Source organism: Paraburkholderia sp. PGU19, assembly GCF_013426915.1.
Lineage (GTDB): Bacteria > Pseudomonadota > Gammaproteobacteria > Burkholderiales > Burkholderiaceae > Paraburkholderia.
In genome coordinates, this window is record NZ_AP023182.1 from 803,662 (window position 1) to 824,562 (window position 20,901).

The following is a 20,901-nucleotide window of genomic DNA, read 5'->3' on the forward strand; positions in this document are numbered from 1 at the left end:
CTCATGGTCTGACGCAGGATAGGTTTACCGTCTGGTTGATCCCGATGCCCCTATCCCGATTGTGCGAGCAACGCATCCAACTTATCCTTGGTCCAGAATACATTAACGCGTACCGGGCGTCGACTACATACTCCTCGGCGGTGACATGCGTCGCCGATCATCATATTCGGATACCGAATCATGTCAGATGTATGTTGTCAAAAGTGACAAATACTTTTATGTCGACGTATGGACTGCTAATCCATTTGGGCGACAGTCCGGTCAGTTGTCGTAGCTATTGACGGTCTATGAAAGCGCCGGTGCAGGGCCACAGACCTGCCGTTCGAGGATGGTCCTTCGCTCGTCAACTTGACAGAGCCATCTGCGCGCCTGCCGCGAACCGTCGGCGGAATTCCATCGGCGTCATGCCCTTGACCGCGCGAAACTGGCGGGCGAAATAGCTCGGCTGACTGTAACCCGCTTGTTCCGCGATGAGGGCAATGGGCCGGTTCCGATCGAGAAGCAGCGCGCACGCGTGACCGATGCGCAGTTGCGCGAGATAGTCGCTAACGGTCATCCGGGTGCAGCGTTTGAAGAAGCGCTGCAACTGGCTTTCGCTCATCGCCGCGAGCGATGCCAGCACCGACAGACGCACGGGTTGCGCGTAGTGCTCATGCAGATGCGTGAGCACTCGCTCGAGCCGGGCACGGTCGTGCGCGTTTTCCTGCGGTACGAAACCGCGTAGCGACAGAGGCTGAGACCCGGCGTCGCCGGCGAGCATCAGCAGGATGTCAACAAGCCCCAGCCAGCGCGACGGTGGCGCCGCATCGACGAGCGCCAGCAGGCGGAACCGCACCGCGTCCCGTATTGCGTCGCTGAAACTCAGGCCGCGGGCGGCGCGCGCCAGCAGCGTGTCGAGCATCGCAAGTTCCGCGTAGTGTCGGGTCAAACCGTGCGCCCAGCTTTCGCTGAACCATACGACCAGCGCGCGATGAGGCTGGTCTGCGCAAAGCGTGGTCCGCGATTGCCACGCGTGCGGCAGGTTCGGACCCACGAGGATCAGATCGCCGTCGCCATAGTGCGCGACGTGATCGCCGATAAAGCGCTCACCGACGCTATTCAACGTCAACGTCAGCTCGAACTCCGGGTGGTAGTGCCAGTTGAACGGAAACGCGGGCAGGCGCCGATCGAACAGCGTCCAGGACTGGCCGTCAGGCACGGTGACTTTTTCGAACCAGGGCTGCATGAGAAATGATCTGATCAGGGCGGCGGGAAACCATCGGCATGCGGCAATTGTGACAGAACTCGCCGGATTCGTGACATCGCTTGGGGCGCGGGGTCGGTAGACTCGCTTTCACACCGCCCGCGCTCATCAGCGCGTCATTCAGGCAACGTCGGAGCTGCGAAGATGGAACATCACGAACACAAGCTGGGTTGGGGACTGGTCGGCGCGAGCAATATTGCGCGCGAATGGATGATCGATGCGATTCGCGCGCAGGCGGGCAACGACGTGGCCGCCGTGATGAGCAGCGACGCCGCACGCGGCAACGCGTACGCCGCCACACACCGCATTCCGGCAGCCTACGATTCGCTCGACGCGCTGCTGGCCGACCCCGCGGTGGACGCGGTTTATATCAGCACTACCAACGAACTGCACGCCGCGCAGGCGATTGCCGCGGCAAAGGCGGGCAAGCACGTGCTGTGCGAAAAGCCGCTCGCGTTGTCGATCCCCGATGCGCGGGCGATCATCGATGCCTGCCGGCAAGCGGGCGTCGTGCTAGGCACCAACCATCATTTGCGCAACGCGGCCACGCACCGCGCCATCCGTCAGGCCGTGCTCGACGGCGCGATCGGCAAAGCGCTGTTCGCACGGGTCTTTCACGCGGTCCAGTTGCCGGCGCATCTGCAAGGCTGGCGCGTCAATCAGCCGTCGGCTGGCGCGGGCGTCGTGCTTGACATCACGGTGCACGACGTTGACACGCTGCGGTTCATTCTCAACGCCGAGCCGGTCGACGCGGTCGCGATGACGCCGCCGTCCACGCTCGCGAGCGGAACGGTCGAAGATGGCGTGATGGCTGTGCTGCGCTTTGACAACGGCGTGATCGCGCAACTGCACGATGCGTTCACCGTGCCGTATGCGGGAACAGGCATCGAAATACACGGCACGGCGGGATCGCTCATCGGTCGCGACGTGATGACTCAGCGGCCGGTTGGCGAGGTCATCCTGCGCGATGCGACGGGTGATCGCCCGATCGCCGTCGAGCAAGAAAATCTCTATCACCGTTCTCTCGCTGCGTTCAACGGCGCGATTCAGGGGCGCGGTGCTCCCGCAGCCAGCGGTGAGGACGGGTTGCGCTCGCTGGCTGCGGCATGGGCTGTCCTCGAAGCCGCGCGCACCGGCCAGCGCACGCCGGTCGTGCTCTCGTAGCGCGCGTGAGACGACTTCGCAACGCAGGAGTACCCGCATGGCGGGGTAGACAACACAATTCACAGAAACGGATCGTCATGGATTTCGATGTCGTGGTCATTGGTTCCGGTGTCGGCGGCGGTGCGGTTGCGCTCGGTCTGGCCGGCACGGGGTTGCGGATCTGCGTGATTGAACGCGGCGGACGCTTGCCGCGTGAACCACAGAACACCAATCCGGAAGCGGTTTTTGTCGAGCGGCGCTATCGCACACAGGAGCGCTGGGTCGATGGTGCGGGGCAGAGCTTTAGCCCCGGTCAGTATTACTACGTGGGCGGTCATACCAAGTTCTACGGCACGGCGATGTTCCGCCTGCGCGAGCAGGACTTTCACGCGACGGAGCACGAGGACGGCCTGTCGCCTGCGTGGCCTATAAGCTATGCGGACCTCGAACCCTATTATGCGCGTGCCGAGCAGTTATTCCGGGTCCATGGCGAGGTCGGCACGGACCCCACGGAGCCGCCGCGATCTTCGGACTATCCATTTGGACCGGTGCCGCATGAACCGCTGATCGGCATGCTGGCCGGCAAGCTTCAACAGCGTGGTCTTCATCCGTTTCACATGCCGTCGGCCATCGACTTGCGCGAAGGCGGCGCCTGCATTCGATGTCAGACCTGCGATGCGTTTCCGTGCCACGTCGACGCGAAGGGCGACGCGGAAATCTGTCTCATCAACCCTGCGTTGCGGCATCCGAACGTAACGCTGAAGACGGGCACTCTCGTCACGCGCCTGATCGCCGATGACGAAGGCAAACGCATCGTGGCGGTAGAAGTCGAACAGGGTGGGCGGCGCGAGACGATCCACGCTTCGCTGTTCGTGCTGAGTGCGGGGGCGATCAATTCGGCCGTGCTCTTGCAGCGTTCCGCCACGAGACGGCATCCTGACGGGCTGGCCAATTCGTCCGGAATGGTCGGGCGAAACTATATGAATCACAACACTACGTGCCTCATGGGGCTGCTGCCGTTCACGGAGAACAGCACGCGCTTCACCAAGACGCTGGCGATCAACGATTTCTACTTCGGCGCCCAGGGGCATCCGGCGCCGCTCGGCAATTTGCAGATGCTCGGCAACATCCAGGAGCCGATGGTGCGCGCGGCGGTCCCCGCGCTTCCGGCGTGGACCGGAAGATGGTTGGCCCGCCACAGTGTCGACTGGCTGGTCATGTCGGAAGATCTGCCGCACGTCGACAGTACCGTGCGGGTACTCGGCAATGACACGATCGAATTGAACTGGCGCCGCACCAATACGCGTGCGCATACGCATTTCGTTCAGCATGTGCGGCGCTTACTGCGCGAGATTGGCTTCAGTGCGGTACTGGGCCGGCCGTTCGGGGTGGATACGCCCTCGCATCAATGCGGAACGGTGCGGATGGGCAGCGATCCCGCAAGTGCTCCGCTTGATCCTTATTGCCGTTCATTCGACCACGCCAATCTGTTCGTTGTCGATGCGAGCTTCTTTCCGTCTTCGGCCGCGCTGAATCCGGCATTGACCATCGCGGCGCAGGCACTCCGCGTGGGCGACTACATCAGGACGCAACTGCACACGCTTTGACGGCATCGTCAATTTGCTGGCGGGTGTGCGAAAGAACACACCCTGTATAGCGATAGCTAATTGCTACACGTTCGTGCGATCTTGCCGTCGGCGGTGTTCGACGTCGATCCTGGCGTTACGTTTTCGACGCATTATGTCCGCTCCGATTAAAAGATGAAGTCTGTATTGATGAACTTCGATTGATGCTCGCGCACGATGGTATTCAGCAGTTCCTTGTTCGACTCGGTCTGTTTGGCCGCGACCATCGAGCGGATCGAGAACGCACGGAGCGCGTCGCTGACCGACAGCGTGCCCTCGGCCGAATCCTTGCGCCCGGCGAACGGGAACACGTCCGGCCCACGCTGACACTGGCAGTTGATGTTCACGCGGCAGACCTGGTTGACCAGCGGATCCACCAGCGCGCCGATCTGCGCGGCGTCGGTTCCGAAGATGCTCACCTGTTGCCCGTGATCCGAGGTGATCACGTAGTCGAGTGCATCTTCCACTGCGTCGAAGCTCATCACTGGGACGACCGGACCGAACTGCTCCTCGCGGTACAGCTTCATCCCCTCACGCACGGGGTAGACGACGGCCGGGTTGAACAGTGTGTTGCAAAAGGCGCCGCCGCCCTCGTTGACCACGCGCGCACCCTTGGCCCTGGCGTCTTCGATCGCTTCTGTCATGTAGGCGGTGCGATGCGGTCCCGGCAGCGGCGTGATGTGCACGCCGGCCTCCCAGGGCATGCCCATTTTGAGCCGCGCCAGTTCAGCCGTGAAGCGTTCAAGGAACGCGTCGACGACACTGCTGTGCACGATCAGCATTTTGAGGGCTGTGCAGCGCTGGCCATTGAACGACAGTGCGCCGAGCAGGCACTCCTTGACTGCGAGGTCCAGGTCAGCATCGGGCAGCACGATGGCCGCATTCTTCGCGTCCAGGCCCAACACTGCGCGCAGGCGGTGAGATTTGGGGTGCTGCTTTTTCAGATGATCCGCCACGCGGCTCGAGCCGATCAATGCGAGTACGTTGACCTTGCCCGAGGCCAGCATGCGTGGCACCACCAGTTGACCCGGTGCGTAGATGGTGTTAACAACACCAGGTGGAAATGCCTCCCGAAACACTTCGAGTAGCGGCTCGAACAGCAGGGTGCCATATTGTGGCGGCTTGAGGACCACCGTATTGCCCATGAGCAACGCCGGGATCAAGGTGCAGAACGTCTCGTTGAGCGGGTAGTTGTACGGCCCCATGCACAACACCACGCCTAGCGGCGTGCGGCGGACTTGGCCAATGGTCCCGTCGACCACCATGAATCGCGAATGGCCGTTGTGCATGTCCTTCAGGGCCTCGATCGTGGCCTGGATGTACTCGATGGTGCGGTCGAACTCCTTGCGCGAGTCGGCGAGGCTCTTGCCGATTTCCCACATGAGGAGATTGACGATCGACTGTCGGCACTCGACCATGCCTTTCACGAACGCTTGCATGCAGGCGATGCGGCCGGCGACGGTCATCGTTGGCCATTGCCCCCGGCCGTTGTCGTACGCGGCGACCGCGGCATCCAGCGCGGCGTCGCTCTGCGCCTCGCCCATCTGCGGGTAACTGCCGATCTCTATCTGGCGCACGTCGCCGGTCGATGGGTCGCGTGTGCAGACCGGCGACAGCACGGTTTTACAGGGGCCGTCCCATACGGGCATCTGGCCACCGATCAGGAAACCACGCTGGTGAACGGGAGCTGTGAGACGTTGTTCCGCCGGAATCTCATCGGGTGTGGGGAAGTGCTGGGCGAGTCGCGAATCGTGGTCGGTCGTCATAAGGTCTCCGAGGAGGTGGTGACATTAATACAGTCGCGGCGAATCACGGCGTTCAAGGTGCACTGTGCATAAAACAACGTGCAGGCTGACGCCGGATCCGGTCAAGGAGAGCGCCTGGGCACGGCGCGGTGCCCAGGCGCGAAGTGCTGCAATACGGGGTTGAAGCGCGAGGGATACGTTTATGTAGGCTCAGGCGGCCGAAACCTTCACCCATGCGTCGTTCGCATTCATTGCGTCAAGACTTCGAATCGATAAGCAATTTCAACCGGTTGACCTGGATCGAGCGAGATCGCGGTCGGAATCCCCCTTTCATTGATCGGGTTCGCCGCCAGCGCGGCACGACAGCCAAGTTCAAACGCACCTGCCACTGGTTCGACACCCAGGCAGAGATTGCGGCTATTCCAGGGGCTGTAGCTACGACCGCGATTGCTGATCCATAGCAGAAGTGATGGGAGTATGGAGGCGTCCCAGGTCAGCCGATATGCAACCAGGGACTCGTCATTCGTCAGGATGACGGACCCATCGACCCCGCAGAGCTGAATGATTTCTTCCGTATCGTGAGCGAGAGGAAAACGGTCGAACGCCGCAGTTCCTCCTGCGTGCAGCGGTACATGATCGAGCTTGTCGAAAACCGCGCCTGGGTCGGCGCGAGACACGCCTGGTTCGGGGCCGGCCGGGTGAACGACACCAAAGCGAAACGTGCCCGGGTAGATCTGGAGAGCCTCGGTGATCGACGGCAGGGCGAGATTGGGATGCAGGCCAATCGGACGGCGCGTCTTACGGCGAGCCTCGACCGTCACGGAGAAGTCGATTGCGGGGCCATTGGGGTCGGCGCGGATCATGCGCACGACACGTGCTATCGACGAGGTGGACGGATATTCGAGCGTGATCTCGATCGCGAGTTCGGTCTGTTGCACGAGTGTCCATTCAGCCACACAGGCGTAACCATGCAGCAGGTCGTCGCTCGCATCTAACGGGTGATCGTGTTCGTCGACTGGCGTGGCGAGGCTCTCCTGCCAACCTTCCACGACGGTCTCAGGAGAATAAGGGACCCCAAAGGGAACGCATGGAAACTCGCTTCTGAGCTGGCCAAGTAATCCCGCCTGTTCGGGTGTCCCGTCGCCGATCCACGGAGCTTCGTAAAACGGCTCGACGTGCCGGCTGCCGCTCCTTAGGGATACGCCGCCGAGCATTCCGCCCCTCGAGTGAACGTTAAGGGAGCCATAAGGCCATTCAAGGTGCCAGGTTTTATCCATGATCGCCGTCTTAGCAGGAAGGGGGATAGAGTTGCACTTCGTTAACACAGGTGAGAAAGACCGCGTCATTCCGCATAGCGCACTACCGGATAAGCACACGATGATCCGGTCGATCGAGTCCCGGTGGCCTGGACACCCCAGCGCGGCTTTCGGCCACGAGACATCCGCTGCGCACTCAATTTTCTTCTTCCTGCCAACATGTGTTGTGCCGCGCCAGCAGCGCGCTGGCTGCCGCCGGCCCCCACGTACCGGACGCGTAAGGTTTCGGAAGGCTTTCCTGCGTGGCCCAATCGTCGATGATCGGCGCGACCCAGCGCCACGCAGCCTCCTGTTCATCGCGCCGCACGAAGAGGGCGAGCCGTCCCGCGATCACATCGAGCAACAGACGCTGATAAGCCTCCATACGGTCTTGCTGGAAGAATTGATCGAACGCGAGGTCGAGGTGCACGCCTTGCAAGGTCATACCGATGCCCGGCTGCTTGGCAAGCGCGCTAAGCCGAATCGATTCGTTCGGCTGCAAACGGATCGTCAGCCGGTTCGAACCGGGACGCAAAGCCATCGCTCCCAATGCCGAGTGCGGCACCGGCCTGAAGTTGACCACAATTTCAGCAATGCGGCCCGCGAGCCGCTTGCCGGTGCGCAGAAAAAACGGCACACCAGCCCAGCGCCAGTTTTCCACCTCGACTTTCAGTGCAACGAAAGTCTCGGTCGTACTGCCTTGCGGGACACCGGGCTCCGCGTGATAAGCGGAGACTGTTGTGTCCTTGATGGCGCCGGCGTGATATTGTCCACGGACCACGCTTTGTCTGATCTCCTCGCCAAGCACCGGTTTGAGAGCACGCAGCACGCGCAGTTTCTCGTCGCGCACCGCATCCGCGTCCATCGACTGTGGCGGTTCCATCGCGATGATGGAGAGCAGTTGCAGCAGGTGGTTCTGCACCATATCGCGCAGCGCGCCCGTCTGGTCGTAGAAGTTGCCGCGGCCTTCGACACCCAGTTCCTCGGCTACGGTGATCTGAATGCTCTCAACCCATTCGCGGCGCCACAATGGTTCGAACAACGAATTGCCGAAGCGCAGCGCGAGCAGGTTTTGTACCGCTTCCTTGCCGAGGTAGTGGTCGATCCGGTAGATCTGGTCTTCGTTGAAGATCTGGCCGACTGCATCGTTGATCACATTGGACGACTCCAGATCGTAGCCGAGCGGTTTCTCCAGAACGACGCGGGAGCCTTCGGTGAGCCCGACCGAGGACAGGGCGCGGCAGATTGGCACGAACAGCGCAGGCCCGGTTGCCAGATAGAAAATGCGTCTGCCGCGTACCGCGCCGAGCGTATCGCCCAGCAAGGAGAATGCTTCGGGCTGACTGGCGTCGAGCGCGACGTATGCGATGCGCTCGAGAAAGCCGCGCCACGCTGAATCGTCGATCACTGCTGCCTGGACGTATGGTTTCACGTGCTCGTCGACCCATCGCAGATAGCTGCGGGTATCCAGTGCCGTCTGCGCGACCGAGACAATTTTGCCATCTGCCGCGAGCATACCGTCGCGGTGCGCCGCATAAAGCGCGGGCAAGATCTTGCGCATCGCCAGATCGCCCGTTCCGCCGAACAGGACGAAGGCGAAACCTGGGCGATCCGTCTGCCGGGTAGAGGGTGTCTTCATGGCGTTCAATTGTGGAAGTCCATACAAAGGCTCTGGGAACCCAGCCGTGCTGCCACTTCGTCCGGGGTGGGCGCATAAGCCCCTTGCTGCGCGCACGCCACCGCTGCGCACGCGGCAGAAAACTGCAGATGCGATGCCGGCGCCGCATCCGGTCGGGTGAGCAGGCTCGCGATCCAGCCACCGACGCAGGCATCGCCGCAGCCGACGGTGTCGACCACCTGGGCCGCACAGGCAGGCTGAAATAGCACCTCTTGCGCCATGAACAGTTGCATGCCTGCGGCCCCGCGCGTCACGAGAATGGCCGCTGTCGGCGCCCACGCGCGCAGTTGAGCCAGTGCCGAGGCTTCATCCAGTTCGGGGAACAGGCCGCGCAGATCTTCGTCGGAGACCTTGATGTAGCTGGCCAGTTCGGCCATGCATCGCAGTGTGGACCGGTAGGCGGGACCGGCCATCAGATCGCGGTAGTTCGGGTCGAACGAGATCCGCTTGCCGGCGGCGTGGGCGGCTTGTGCGATCTCCAGCAGGTGCGCGGCGAGTGGCTGCCGGACCAGGCTGAGCGAGCCGAAGTGCACGATCTCGGATGCCCCCAGCCAGCCGGTGGGCAAGGCTTTGGTGTTGAAAGCGAGGTCGGCGCTGTTCTCGCCTATAAAAAAATACTGCGGCGGATGCTTCGAGACGACCATGGCGAGAAACGGCGCGCGCTCGACCTGGCGGGTGAAGCGCATATCGAGTCCTGCCTGCGCGCTGTGCTGCATCAACTCGTCACCGAAGGTGTCGTCGCTGACGGTGCCGGCGAAGCCGGTGGGCACGCCCAGACGGGCGCCCACGCGGGCGACGTTCCAGCACGATCCGCCAGGCGCGCTGCGCCAGCACTGGTTGTCTTCGCGGATAAAGTCGGTCAGCGCTTCGCCGAACACGATCAGTTTGGGGAGGTTCGTCGTCATTCGAATTGACTCAGTTTGCCGATTCAGCCCGCTGCGTACGCCGCTGCTTGAAGCGGTTGATCAGACCGTTGGTGGAACTGTCGTGGGCGCTTGCCACGCCAGGCTGGGTGATTTCGCTCTCGATGGTCACGGCCAGCCGCTTGCCGAGCTCCACACCCCACTGGTCGAATGAGTTGATGTTCCAGATCACCCCTTGCACGAACACCTTGTGCTCGTACAGCGCCAGCAGGGCGCCGAGCGAAGTCGGATCGAGCTTGTCCAGGCATATGGTATTGGTCGGGCGGTTGCCGTCGAAGCTGCGGTGCGGCTCACTCGCGGCCTGCGAGCCGTTCATCAACGCTTCGGTCTGGGCAAAGCAATTAGCCAGCAGGATGTCGTGATGAACGTCCTGCGGATGATGAGGCTGCATGCAGGCAATCACGTCTGCCGGGATCACGGCGCTGCCCTGGTGCAACAACTGGAAAAAAGCATGCTGGCCGTTGGTGCCGGGTTCTCCCCAGATGACCGGCCCGGTCGCGTAGTCGACGCGCTCGCCCGACAGCGTGACGGACTTGCCGTTGCTTTCCATATCAAGTTGCTGTAGATAGGCCGGGAGGCGGTGCAGGTACTGGTCGTACCGGGCAATCAGGTGACTGGTTGCCCCCAGGAAATTGGTGCACCAGATGCCAATCAGGGCGAGCAGCACCGGCAGGTTCCGCTCCAGCGGCGCAACGGCGAAGTGCCGGTCCATCGCGTGAGCGCCGGCCAGCAGCGCCTCGAACGCGTCCATGCCAATCTGGAGTGCGATGGGTAATCCGATGGCGGACCAGAGCGAGTACCTGCCGCCCACCCAGTCCCAGAATTCGAACATGTTCTCAGGATCGATGCCAAACGCCGCGACCGCTTCAGCATGCGTCGAGACCGCCACGAAGTGTTTCGCTATAGCTGATTCGGGCGCGCCAGTGCTTAGCAGCCAGCTGCGCGCGGTGCGTGCATTGGCCAGGGTTTCCCGTGTAGTGAAGGTCTTCGAAGAAATCACAAAGAGCGTCGTCTCGAGATCGACAATCTGCAGCACTTCAGCAATGTCCGCGCCATCTACATTAGACACGAAGTGCACCGTCAGTCCTTTGTGGGCGTAGGGTTTCAAGGCCTCGCAGACCATGCGCGGGCCCAGATCCGAGCCGCCGATGCCGATATTGACCACGTCGGTGATGGCGCGGCCCGTATAGCCACGCCACGCGCCTTCCATGACGGCGTCGGTAAAACGCCGCATTTTTGCCAGAACCGCGTGCACTTCTGGAACAACGTCGTTGCCGTCCACCAGAATCGGCGTCCCGGTGCGCTCGCGCAGCGCGACGTGCAATACCGGCCGGTTCTCCGTGGTATTGATGCGCTCACCCGCAAACATGGCGCGCCGTCGCTCTTCCACTCCCGCCTGGCGTGCAAGCGCGCCCAGGAGATCGAGCGTGTCGGTCGTGACCAGGTTCTTGGAGTAGTCGACGTAGACGCCGGCTGCTTCAAGCGAAAATCGCTGAAAACGTTCGGTATCCTGTGAAAATAGGTCGCCTATCGACGTGCGTGCCAAGTTCTCGCGATGTTCGGCGAGCGCCCGCCAGGCGGGCGACTGAGTGAGATTTGACATGAATATCCAGCGCGTAGTTGACGGTTCGGACTCAGCGGGGCGACGACCAGCCCTTGTAGCTGCTCACGTTGTCGCGAGTCACCAAGGTCGAGGGCAGTAGGACCATCGGATTGGCGGGCTTCTTGCCGTTCATGATGCCGTAGCCGATGCCCACCGCCGTTTGCGCCATGGCCCATGGGTCCTGGCTGGCGGAAGCCTGCACGAGGGTGTCGCTCTTGAGCGCGGTCTCGATGTCCGGCGCGCCGTCGACCGACGTGATCACGATGTCCTTGCGATGCAGCTGTTTGGCCGCCAGATCGCTCCCGACTGCCTGCGGGTCGTTGATGGTGAAGACCGCATCGAGTTTCGGGAAGCGGGTCAGGTAGCCCTGCATCGCGTTCATGCCGCCTTCGCGCGAGCCCTTCGCGTCCTGGTCGTCCGACAGGATCTTGATGCCGGGGTTTTTGGCGAATACCGACTTGCAGCCGCTCACCCGGTCGAGCACCGCGGAGACCGGCGGACCATTCTGGATGACGACGTTACCGTGGCCGTTGAGTTTTTTGGCGATGAACCCGCATGACAGTTCGCCGGCCTGCACATTGTTGGTCTGCACAGTAGCGTCCGTGCCCGCTGCGGCCACGTCGACCGCGACCACCACGATGCCGGCCGCGCGAGCTTTTCTGACCGCCGGCTCGATCGCCTTCGGGTCCGCGGCATTGAGCAGAATCAGGTCGACGTGCGCGGAGATGAAGTTGTCGATCTGCGTAAACTGCTTGTTCATGTCATAGTCAGCCGACACGGTCGTGACCTTGACGTTGGGGTTGAGCTGCTTTGCCTTGGCTTCCGCCCCCTTGGCGATGGTGACGAAGTAGGGGTTGCCTAGCGATCCGACGGTGATGCCGACTGAGGTGAGCGGCTTGTCGGCTGCGTGCGCCGAGTGCGTTGTCACGCCGAAACCGAGGGCGAGAGCGAGGCTGGCGAAGGCGATTTTCTGCTTGAACATGGTTGTGTCTCCAGGGTGGTTCGTGGTGTGTACCGGGCGCAAGTGGACCTGCAGGCGCCTGCATGCGGTCAGGGCAGTGGTAAGTGTTTCAGGTCAGGGCAAGGACGGGGGCTTCAGGTTCGGGCCGAACCGCGCTGGCGGTAGCGATCAAGCGCCACGGCGCCGATGATGACGAGTCCCTTGATGATGTATTGCCAGATGTCGGACACGCCGAGCAGCACCAGTCCGTTCGTGAGCACGGCGATGATCAGTGCACCGATCAGGGTGCCGGCTATCGACCCGACGCCACCGACGAAGCTGGTGCCACCGAGAATGACCGCGGCGATGGCGTCCAGCTCATAGGATTGCCCGAGTTGCAGGCCGTTGGCCGCATACAGGCGGGCAGCTGACATCACCGCGCCCAGCCCGGCCAGTACGCCCGAGGCCGCATAGACGAAGATCTGGATGCCCCATACCTTGATGCCCGAGAGGCGCGCGGCTTCGGGGTTGCCGCCGACCGAATAGATCCGCAGTCCTAGCACGGTGCGACGCAGGATGAACCACGAGATCACGACCACGACGGCCGCGATCACCACGAGCCAGGGAATGCTCAGGATAGAGTCGTTACCGATGAAGGCGAACGACAGTTGCGGATTGAAGATGGTGGTGTCATGGCCGATCAGGCGCGCGATGCCGCGTACCGCAGTAAGCGCGCCGAGCGTGACGATGAACGGCGGCAACCGCAGAAGGGCGATCAGACCGCCGTTGATGAGGCCGAAGCCCAGCCCGACGAGCAGTGCCACGGGGACTCCGAGCCAGCCCCAGCCGGGGATGTTCGATGCCAGCAAGGCGGTCACGGCCGCGGCGGCCAGCACTGAGCCGACCGACAGATCGATGCCGCCGGTGAGAATGACAAAGGTCATGCCCGCGGCCAGCACGATGTTGATCGACGCCTGCTGCGTGACGATCGACAGGTTCTGCAGGGTGAAGAATCCGTCAGTTACGACGCCGAAGCCGATGCACAGCAGCACCAGAACCGGGAGCATGCCTGCCGTGCGCATCAGCGTCTGCATGCGCTCCTTGTGTTCAATCCGTGATTGCCGTTGGGACTGGCTTTGTGTCGTCGGGGACGGGACGGTCTGGACGTCCGGATACTTCGTGGTTTTATGCATGTCGTACTCCTAAATATTGTCTAGCAAATTTTCTTCGCATCAGGCTGCTTGGTCCAGCGCAGGCCGGGAGCCGGTGGCCAATTCGATAATCGCTTCCTGGTTGATCGGCTTGCTGGTGTGCCCGCCGAGTTCGCCGGCGATCTCGCCCTCGCGCATGACCAGCACGCGGTCGGCCACCCCAATGATCTCCGGCAGCTCGCTTGAGATGACGATGATGGCCACGCCGGACTTCGCCAGTTCGTTGATGATGCGATAGATCTCCGATTTCGCGCCGATGTCCACGCCGCGGGTCGGTTCATCCAGGATGAGCACGCGGGGCTGGGTCTGGAGCAGGCGCGAGAGCAGCACTTTCTGCTGGTTGCCGCCGGACAGCGCGCCGGCGTTGACCTTCGCATGCGGCACGCGGATGGAGAGCGAGGCAATCGCATCGCGGGCGCGGGTCGCGCCCCGGACCCGGTCGAGCACGCCCAGGCGGGCGTCGCGGCCGCATACCGAGACATTGACGTTGTCGCGCACGCTCATGTCGAGAAAGAGCCCCTGGCGCTTACGGTCTTCCGTCAGGTAGACGAGGCCGGCGTCAATTGCGTCGCGCGGGGTGTGCAGTGCGAGCGTGCGGCCGTCGATCGTGACCTCGCCGCGCACGCGCGGTTCGGCGCCGAAGATGAGCCTGGCCAGTTCGGTACGTCCCGCACCAACGAGGCCGGCGATGCCGAGCACCTCGCCGGCGTGAACATCCAGGCTGCAGCCGCGAACCCGTCCTGCGTCGGCAACGTCCCGCACCTGCAGCACGACCTTGCCCGGATCGTAGGGCGCGTGCTCCTTCTTGTAGAAGCCGGAAATGTCCCGCCCGACCATCATGCCCACCAGGCTTTCCGCGGAGAGGTCGGCGCGCTCGAGGGTGCCGACATAGGTGCCGTCGCGCAGCACGGAGACGCGATCGGAGAGTTCATAGATTTCGGCCATGCGATGGCTGATATAGATGATCGCGAGGCCCTCAGCACGTAACTGTCGGATCAGCTGGAAGAGGCGGTCGGTTTCACGCGAAGACAGGGGGGTGGTGGGCTCGTCCATGACGAGAATGCGACAGCGGGTATGGACAGCGCGCGCGATCTCCACGAGTTGCTGCTCGGCGATCGACAGGTCGCCCACCAGCGTGTGCGGGCGGAAGCTGGCGCCCAGACGCTTGAGCACGTCCTCGCAACCGCGCTCCATTGCCGCGCGATCGATCATGCCCCACGGTCGGCCGCCCTTGCGGAGTTCACGGCCGGCATGGATGTTCTCGGCGACGCTCAGATTGGGCGCGAGGCTCAGTTCCTGGTAGATCACGGCTACGCCCAGCGCGCGGGCCGCGAGCGGACCGTCGATGACAGCGACCTTGCCGTCGATGAGGATTTCGCCGCCAGGGTCGGCCTGATAGGCACCGGAGAGAATCTTCATCAGGGTGGACTTGCCTGCGCCGTTCTCGCCCATAAGCGAATGTATTTCGCCTGGGTGAACGCTTAGGCGCACGTTGTCGAGCGCTCGCACCCCGGGAAAGGTCTTGCTGATGCCGCGCATCTCCAGCAGCGCGGCCGTGGGCTTAGAACTGGACATGGATCACCTCCTGCGATTGAACGCCGGCGCCTTTGAGAATGCCCGCGCGCGGAGAAAAGTTGAAGAACATCGGCAGCGTGGCGGCGCCGATAGCGCCCGCATCCGACCCGAAGGTGCCGCGCATGAGTGCCGGAGTGCCACGGGCTTCCGGTGCGGTAATCGCCAGCGCCGTGCGCAGGCGTTTCATCAGCATATCGATCAGGCCAGCGTCGACATCGGCGTCGAGGACGACTACCGGAACGTCTAGCACGCACAGCGTCGCGCGCAGGGCCGGGGCGAGTGCATCGATGCAATCGTCGATCCATTCATCGACGGCCGGCAGGCCGCGCGCAATGCAGTTTTCAAGTCCCGCGCGATTCTCGATCGACTCGCCGCTGTAACGCAGATGCCGCGTAAGCGCATTGAGGGAGGCGCGAGAGAGCAGGATGTCCCATGGCCCGGTCGGCTGAGGTGCTGACGGCAGGCGGCTCGGCGGTACGGGCATAACGCCGATATCACCCGCATTGCCGCTCACACCGCGCAGACAATCGCCGTCGACGGCGATGCCGCCGCCAATCGCCGGCCCGAGAAACAGATAGACAAAATCGTCGCATTGACGCCCACAGCCGTAGAACAGCTCCGCGATGGCCGCAGCGTTGCCGTCGTTCTCGCTGAATACCGGCAAGGACACGGCGCGACCGAGTTTGGCGCCGAAATCCGTCTCGTCCCATGCGCGGAACGTATCGGCGGACAGGCCGAGTTCGCGCAACCAGCTCCCCAGGTTGTACGGCTGGGCGATGCCGACGCCGCTCAACCGCTCGCGCTCTTCCCGGGTGAGCAGTGGCAATAACTCATGGATGTCGCCCTGCACAATTTCGAGTACCCGAGCCGGATGGGGCAGCACCATATCGTGCGTGCAGCGCCCCAGCACCTGGCCGGCGAAGTTCACCAGTATCGTCTCCATGCTGGTACGGTCTAGCCGCACGCCAATACCGAAGGCGCCGCGCGGGTCAAGACGGATCAGTGAGGCGGGTTGGCCGCGTTGACCTTCGACGCGGCGACCGGTGAATTCGATCAGCCTGGCCTCGCTGAGGGACGTGATGATGCTGCCTACCGCCGTGCTCGTCAGGTTGGCGAGTCGGGCGAGGTCGGCTTTCGACGCTTGTCCCGCACGACGCAGCGCCTGCAACAGCAGGCGCTCGTTGTAGCGGCGCACGTTAGCCGAATTGCTGCCTTGGCCGATATGGGGGCTTCTCACCGTCTCCTCCGGAGCGACACCTGCTTGGGCGTCAATTAAATAAATCAAGTTGATTTATTTAAGCTCAAGTACCGAAAAATGTCTGCCTAGGGAAATCCCGGGGTGGTGACACGGTTTACTGGCGCAGCGACTCGGGCTGACCGAAATCTGGGTTTCAGACCGCATATCGTCGCTCCCGGAGAGCGCGGCATGTTTGCGACGAGAGCGCGCAAAAGTTAGGGAGGCAACAAGGATCGCGTGTGCTTCCAGTCGCAGTGCCGGTTTCGGATAGAGTGGCGCACTGCCGCACAAAAGCCGCCGAAGCTTGTCAAACGCTCTCGGGAGGAGGCAGCAACCGAATTCATGGCCCACTGGCGTGCCGACGCGGCAAGCGAGAAGCCGCTGTACCCGAAGCGTCTCCACAATCACATCAAGGACGAAATCCTCAAGGCGCTTGCCAAAGCGCATAGGCCTGAGGATGCGTTCCAGGTGGCCGTCGCCGACGCCTGATCGATCGCGTCAGGCGCTGCAAATGCCCGGCGCATGGAGATGCGAGTTGCCGCAGCGCGCCGGGCCACGCTTATGCGGTTGCGCCGCCGGCCATCGTCGGCTCGACGGCAACAATCGCGCCTGTCGTCACGAACACGATCAGGCCGCGTTCGCCGGTCACGTCGAGATAGGCGCGGACCTGCGTGCGATAGTGCTCCACGGTTTCGCATCTGGGCGCGCATCGCTTTTCCAGTCGATCACGACAGCGGGGTGCCCATCGGCACCGAGCGTCATGGCATCGGCGTTGCCGGCCCTTGCCGTTTCCTTGCCGTTGTCCTCCTGAGCGCGATAGACCGAGTACTCTGGAACGAACGCCGCCCGTAAAGGGGGCGATCTCGGGCACGCCAACGTCCGCGCGATGCAATCTGTGAGCTCCTGCGCAGACATCGCAATCGCGGCGCCGCGGTTCGTGGGCGATGGAACGCGGCGGTGAGCTCGTTCGCGCGCATGGTGAGGTCCGCTGCGTATTCGGCGGTTTCGCCGGTCAACACTTCCTCAAAGAGCTTGTGCAGGATGAGTCCGCGCTCGCGACTGCCTTGAACCGTGGCGGGCAGACTGGCGTCAAGCGAAGCTACGATCCTCATCGATTCTTCCCGTTGCTCGGCTTGATGCCGGCGATCATCGTCGACATGCAGATAGAGGCTCGTTGTGGTCAGCGACGCATGGCCAAGGTTGTCGCGCACGAGACGCAGATCGACCTGATTGTCGGCCATATGCGAACCGGGGAGCGTTAATATCCTTGGGGTTGTAGCCAGATGCCAGCCCGAACTGCTCGAGTAACTCGGCAGCTTCGCGCGACAGTGGTTTCCTTGGTGGTTCGTATCTCGCAAGTCGTTCAACAAGGTCACCATTGACCACAGCACATCGGACCTGGGCGAGCAGATGAGCTCCGATCGGTGACCAGCGCATTTGTTGACGCTTGCACATGCGCTGATTGAGTATCTGATTGACTGCGGACTCGGCCGTGGCGGTCGAGATAGGTTTGCCGCGACGGTGTCGTGCGCCGTAGTTCATCGTTGAGCCGCCATTCGCTTCGACGTATTCCACAAGCTCTCGGGTCCGGTAGTCGAGCTGCGACAGACTTTCTACAACGCCCGGCGTTTCAGCCACGATCACCCGACAGAGGAGCAGGATGCCCTGCATCCGGTCTTTCGCCTTCTCTAGCTTCGCGTGCCAGAAGCACCAGCGCAGCTTGTCAACACGGGAGATCAATACACGTTGGGCGGCTTTTTCCGTTTCCGTCCGCGCACGCATGCCCTTGATGATCTGCTCGAGATACCTCACCCTCATTGATATATGGAACCAGTCGAGGACAGGTGTAGAAGAAAACGGTAATCGACAGGCGAATGACTGCAGGCCATTGGCACCGTCGGTGATGACTGACAGTCTCGGTCGATCGCTTCCCGATGTGGTTTTTACAAGGGTGGTGAGCCGCTCCACGATATCCGGTAGCCTGTTTCTCACGAACGCGAATACGCGTGAAGTCTGGTCTTTGGCACTGAGGCGCCCTGTTAGAATCTCAAAGCTCGAACATTCTGATTTGCGTCGCCCGCGAACGAATCCTCCGTCGATGGTCAGCGTCCACTCCGTATCATTTTCCTTCGTGGCGCGACATGCAGCCGGCTGAACAGCCTCGACGCGCGCGCCCACCCGTAGCGCCCTGTTCCGCACTGTCACATGGTTCAATGTCTGCCGAACGGGCAGGAACTCACGCATCATGCCGACTACCTGCGATACGGCATCTGTGCCGAGAGCCTCGCCTCAAGCGACAGCAGTTCCGCGGTCGCTCGCTCGGGGACGAATTCGCTCATCGGACTATACGGATACTCCATCTGGAAAGGCGTCTCGCACGGACAGCAAACGATCCGGGCACTGCGAAAGGGCACGGTGCCAAAGACCCGTATCCACCTTGCGAATCCGCCGATCTTTGAGCTCGAGGAAACGGTGGCAGTGGGTACAGAAGCGCCGCAGCATGCAGACCTCTTCAGCTTGTGCTGCCACCACAACCCTCTGGAGCATGTGCAGCACATCTTTTCCTTCGGCGAGCGACAGGCCAATCTTCTCAGGCTCAAGTTGGCGATCGGGACGCTCGAGCTGACAGACTTCGAACGTATCCGTTTCATCCCAGTCAGTAGTGATCTCGACGCGAATTGTGATTTTCATCCCAACTTCCGCCGGCCATGACTGCCGGAATCCTGGCTAGGCGGCCTGCGCAAAACCCCCAAGATTCTTAACGCTCCCCTCGTCGATTTACCTCCGAAGGGCCCGAAGGGCAAGCAGGTCGCGAGCAGGCGCGCGAACGCGCGGGCGTGCAACGACGATCACCTCGGGCATCTGTTTCGGCACGCCGTCGGGCACGACGCGCGGCTGTGGCGTCGCCGAGTTCCGCGTTATCGGCCTGATGAAGTGCGACAGTGCGGCATCTCTGTCACGCACCGCAAAAAAGGAGATACGCTAGCCCGATACGACGATCGGCACAAACGGCGCAACTGCGCAGTTCCTGAAGAAGATGACATGGTCAGTGCGAAAGCCTTGTCAGCAAGACTCTTCGGTCGAACGAGCCGAACCGGTCACCACGGTCGCCGCGAGCCAATGCGCGTTGTATATCGACGAGACGAATTTTCACGCGCGTGTACGACGCTCTACGGATCGCGCGGTACGACGGGTGAAGTGCCGTGTCACCGACAAGGCGGTGCCTCTCGGCCTGGAAGACCGTCGCCGGACAGCGCCCTCATTTGGCAAGGTCTTCAACGCCGAACCATGCGGGAACGCATTCGATCGCCCGATCAAGGTTCTCAAGTATCGTCAAGCTGACCCCGATGACCTCGACGGATGGCTGTTTCATGTCAGGCACCGCCACGACTTGTATTCCCGCCCGATGTGCGGAAAGTACACCGTTCTCACTATCCTCAAACGCTAAGCAATTGCCCGGTGATTTTCCCAGACGAGAAGCTGCAAGTTCATACACGGCCGGATCCGGCTTGCCACGAGCTACTTCGTCGCCACCTGCAATTGCATTAAAGAAGTCGAGCACGCCGACCCGTGCAAGCCGCGATCTGATTTCTTGTCCGCTTGATGAAGACGCCACGGCGCATGGGATTCCGGCGTTGACTAACACGGTCAATAGGCCATGTACTCCGATCTTCAGTGGAAACACAGGCGGAGACGTTGGAGAATGCAACCGCTGCCGAACTCGCGTAAGTGCTTCCTGAAATACCTGCTTTGCTGCGAACATCCTGGCTAACATCGCGTGGCACTCAGGCAGCGAGCGCCCGATAATCTCGGCATAGTCAATAGGGCGGATATGAACCCCAAGTTCATGTCCAACCGTTATCCATGTGTTCATGATCGCTCGCTCGGAATCGATCAGTAACCCGTCCATGTCGAAGATTGCCGCAGAGAACATGTGCAAAAAGACTAGGTGATGGAAGTGATGTCACTATAAACCGTATGCTGGCAGAGGATAGCAGTTTCCATTGCATTGATGTCGGTCGGAAAATCATTGCGCGCCGCTTGCAGGTTACAGGGCGAGCCGGTGTCGTGAATAGATGTGTCGGTGTCGGAAACATACTAGCCCCAGTAACACTATTGAACTAAGGTGTTGGACCCCTTATCCGATCGTTTGGAATTGACATGTCCGATTTCATAACTGTTTTGCGCGAAACCTGCCCGATTCCGGTCCTTGACGCCACCAAGTGGAAGCGCATCGGCGGCGATCCACACACCGTGAACCTCAACGCGTACCTCTCCAAGGACGGCAGCAAGATCATGGGCACCTGGATCTGCACACCGGGCAAGTTCGAGGTGAACTACGAGAAATGGGAGTTTTGCCACTTCCTCGACGGCTACTGCATTATCACGCCGGAAGGCGAGGAGTCGGTGCACCTGAAGGCCGGCGACGTGTTCGTGATTGAACCCGGCATGAAAGGGACCTGGGAGGTGGTGGAGACTGTGCGCAAGTACTTCGTCTTCGCCTGACGATACCGCGGTCCTCGGCTCGTTCCGACGGCTGCTCAACTGTTTGCGTTGCACGGCTCAGCCGGGACGCGCCCGTCTTCGCTAGTTCCACGTGCGTCGTCAATGCCGGCGAGCCGTAGATGAGAGCGTGCAGAAGTTGGGGAGTCTCCCAAGGGGGCCGTTCGGTGGCGGCGCCGG

General features: G+C 61.9%; 15 protein-coding genes and 4 pseudogenes. 5 read left to right on the forward strand and 14 right to left on the reverse strand.

Annotation, left to right across the window (positions count from 1 at the left end; genetic code table 11):
- Positions 1-343: 343 nt before the first annotated feature.
- Positions 344-1,225, reverse strand: a complete 882-nt coding sequence (locus H1204_RS44055) for an AraC family transcriptional regulator (protein ID WP_180735284.1) — start codon at positions 1,223-1,225, stop codon at positions 344-346.
- Between the two features lie 162 nt (positions 1,226-1,387).
- On the opposite strand from H1204_RS44055, the gene H1204_RS44060 reads away from it, so the two are divergent.
- The gene (locus tag H1204_RS44060; RefSeq protein ID WP_180735286.1) at positions 1,388-2,407 is read left to right on the forward strand and encodes a Gfo/Idh/MocA family oxidoreductase; all 1,020 of its coding nucleotides are present in this window, start codon (positions 1,388-1,390) and stop codon (positions 2,405-2,407) included.
- 77 nt (positions 2,408-2,484) lie between these two features.
- Complete coding sequence (locus tag H1204_RS44065) at positions 2,485-3,993, forward strand: GMC family oxidoreductase (RefSeq protein WP_180735287.1); 1,509 nt, start codon at positions 2,485-2,487, stop codon at positions 3,991-3,993.
- A 146-nt stretch (positions 3,994-4,139) separates the two neighbouring features.
- Here H1204_RS44065 and H1204_RS44070 read toward each other — a convergent pair whose 3' ends face one another.
- The 9 genes and pseudogenes from H1204_RS44070 to H1204_RS44110 all read right to left on the reverse strand — a co-directional run bounded on the left by H1204_RS44070 (position 4,140) and on the right by H1204_RS44110 (position 16,218).
- On the reverse strand, positions 4,140-5,777 hold the full coding sequence (locus H1204_RS44070; RefSeq protein WP_180735288.1) for an NADP-dependent glyceraldehyde-3-phosphate dehydrogenase: 1,638 nt from the start codon (positions 5,775-5,777) through the stop codon (positions 4,140-4,142).
- Positions 5,778-6,004: 227 nt separating this feature from the next.
- Entirely contained in the window at positions 6,005-6,970 is a 966-nt protein-coding gene (locus H1204_RS44075; RefSeq protein WP_180735289.1) for a hypothetical protein, read from the reverse strand.
- 238 nt (positions 6,971-7,208) lie between these two features.
- The gene (zwf, locus tag H1204_RS44080; RefSeq protein WP_180736317.1) at positions 7,209-8,690 is read right to left on the reverse strand and encodes a glucose-6-phosphate dehydrogenase; all 1,482 of its coding nucleotides are present in this window, start codon (positions 8,688-8,690) and stop codon (positions 7,209-7,211) included.
- Positions 8,691-8,695: 5 nt separating this feature from the next.
- Entirely contained in the window at positions 8,696-9,634 is a 939-nt protein-coding gene (locus H1204_RS44085; RefSeq protein ID WP_180735290.1) for a carbohydrate kinase, read from the reverse strand.
- A 10-nt stretch (positions 9,635-9,644) separates the two neighbouring features.
- Entirely contained in the window at positions 9,645-11,255 is a 1,611-nt protein-coding gene (pgi, locus tag H1204_RS44090) for a glucose-6-phosphate isomerase (protein WP_180735291.1), read from the reverse strand.
- 31 nt (positions 11,256-11,286) lie between these two features.
- Complete coding sequence (locus H1204_RS44095; protein WP_180735292.1) at positions 11,287-12,237, reverse strand: ABC transporter substrate-binding protein; 951 nt, start codon at positions 12,235-12,237, stop codon at positions 11,287-11,289.
- 113 nt (positions 12,238-12,350) lie between these two features.
- Positions 12,351-13,304: pseudogene (locus tag H1204_RS44100) on the reverse strand (ribose ABC transporter permease); the annotation flags it as partial.
- A gap of 123 nt (positions 13,305-13,427) precedes the next feature.
- Positions 13,428-14,981: a sugar ABC transporter ATP-binding protein gene (locus H1204_RS44105; protein WP_243469007.1), complete on the reverse strand. Its 1,554-nt coding sequence runs from the start codon at positions 14,979-14,981 to the stop codon at positions 13,428-13,430.
- Positions 14,968-16,218, reverse strand: a complete 1,251-nt coding sequence (locus tag H1204_RS44110) for an ROK family protein (RefSeq protein ID WP_180736319.1) — start codon at positions 16,216-16,218, stop codon at positions 14,968-14,970. The genes H1204_RS44105 and H1204_RS44110 overlap by 14 nt, the downstream gene beginning before the upstream one ends.
- 342 nt (positions 16,219-16,560) lie before the next feature.
- On the opposite strand from H1204_RS44110, the gene H1204_RS44115 reads away from it, so the two are divergent.
- Positions 16,561-16,707, forward strand: coding sequence for a hypothetical protein (locus H1204_RS44115; protein ID WP_180735295.1), 147 nt, complete (start codon positions 16,561-16,563; stop codon positions 16,705-16,707).
- Between the two features lie 70 nt (positions 16,708-16,777).
- Here the strand turns inward: H1204_RS44115 and H1204_RS52815 are convergent, their stop codons facing one another.
- From H1204_RS52815 to H1204_RS44120, 3 genes and pseudogenes are all read right to left on the reverse strand, one after another.
- Positions 16,778-16,906: a hypothetical protein gene (locus H1204_RS52815; RefSeq protein WP_274608268.1), complete on the reverse strand. Its 129-nt coding sequence runs from the start codon at positions 16,904-16,906 to the stop codon at positions 16,778-16,780.
- 445 nt (positions 16,907-17,351) lie between these two features.
- Positions 17,352-17,468 (reverse strand): annotated as a pseudogene (locus H1204_RS52155) (tyrosine-type recombinase/integrase); the annotation flags it as partial.
- A 1-nt stretch (position 17,469) separates the two neighbouring features.
- Positions 17,470-18,909 (reverse strand): annotated as a pseudogene (locus tag H1204_RS44120) (ISKra4 family transposase); the annotation flags it as partial.
- 78 nt (positions 18,910-18,987) lie between these two features.
- On the opposite strand from H1204_RS44120, the pseudogene glyA reads away from it, so the two are divergent.
- Positions 18,988-19,150, forward strand: a pseudogene (glyA, locus tag H1204_RS52160) (serine hydroxymethyltransferase); the annotation flags it as partial.
- A 327-nt stretch (positions 19,151-19,477) separates the two neighbouring features.
- On the opposite strand, the gene H1204_RS44125 reads toward glyA, so the two are convergent.
- A complete protein-coding gene (locus H1204_RS44125) occupies positions 19,478-20,152 on the reverse strand; it encodes an HAD family phosphatase (RefSeq protein ID WP_180735296.1) in 675 nt (224 codons plus the stop codon).
- 227 nt (positions 20,153-20,379) lie between these two features.
- Here H1204_RS44125 and H1204_RS44130 point away from each other — a divergent pair, with 227 nt between their 5' ends.
- Positions 20,380-20,724 (forward strand): cupin domain-containing protein, encoded by a 345-nt coding sequence (locus tag H1204_RS44130; RefSeq protein ID WP_061151644.1) that lies wholly within the window; start codon positions 20,380-20,382, stop codon positions 20,722-20,724.
- The last annotated feature ends 177 nt before the right edge of the window (positions 20,725-20,901 follow it).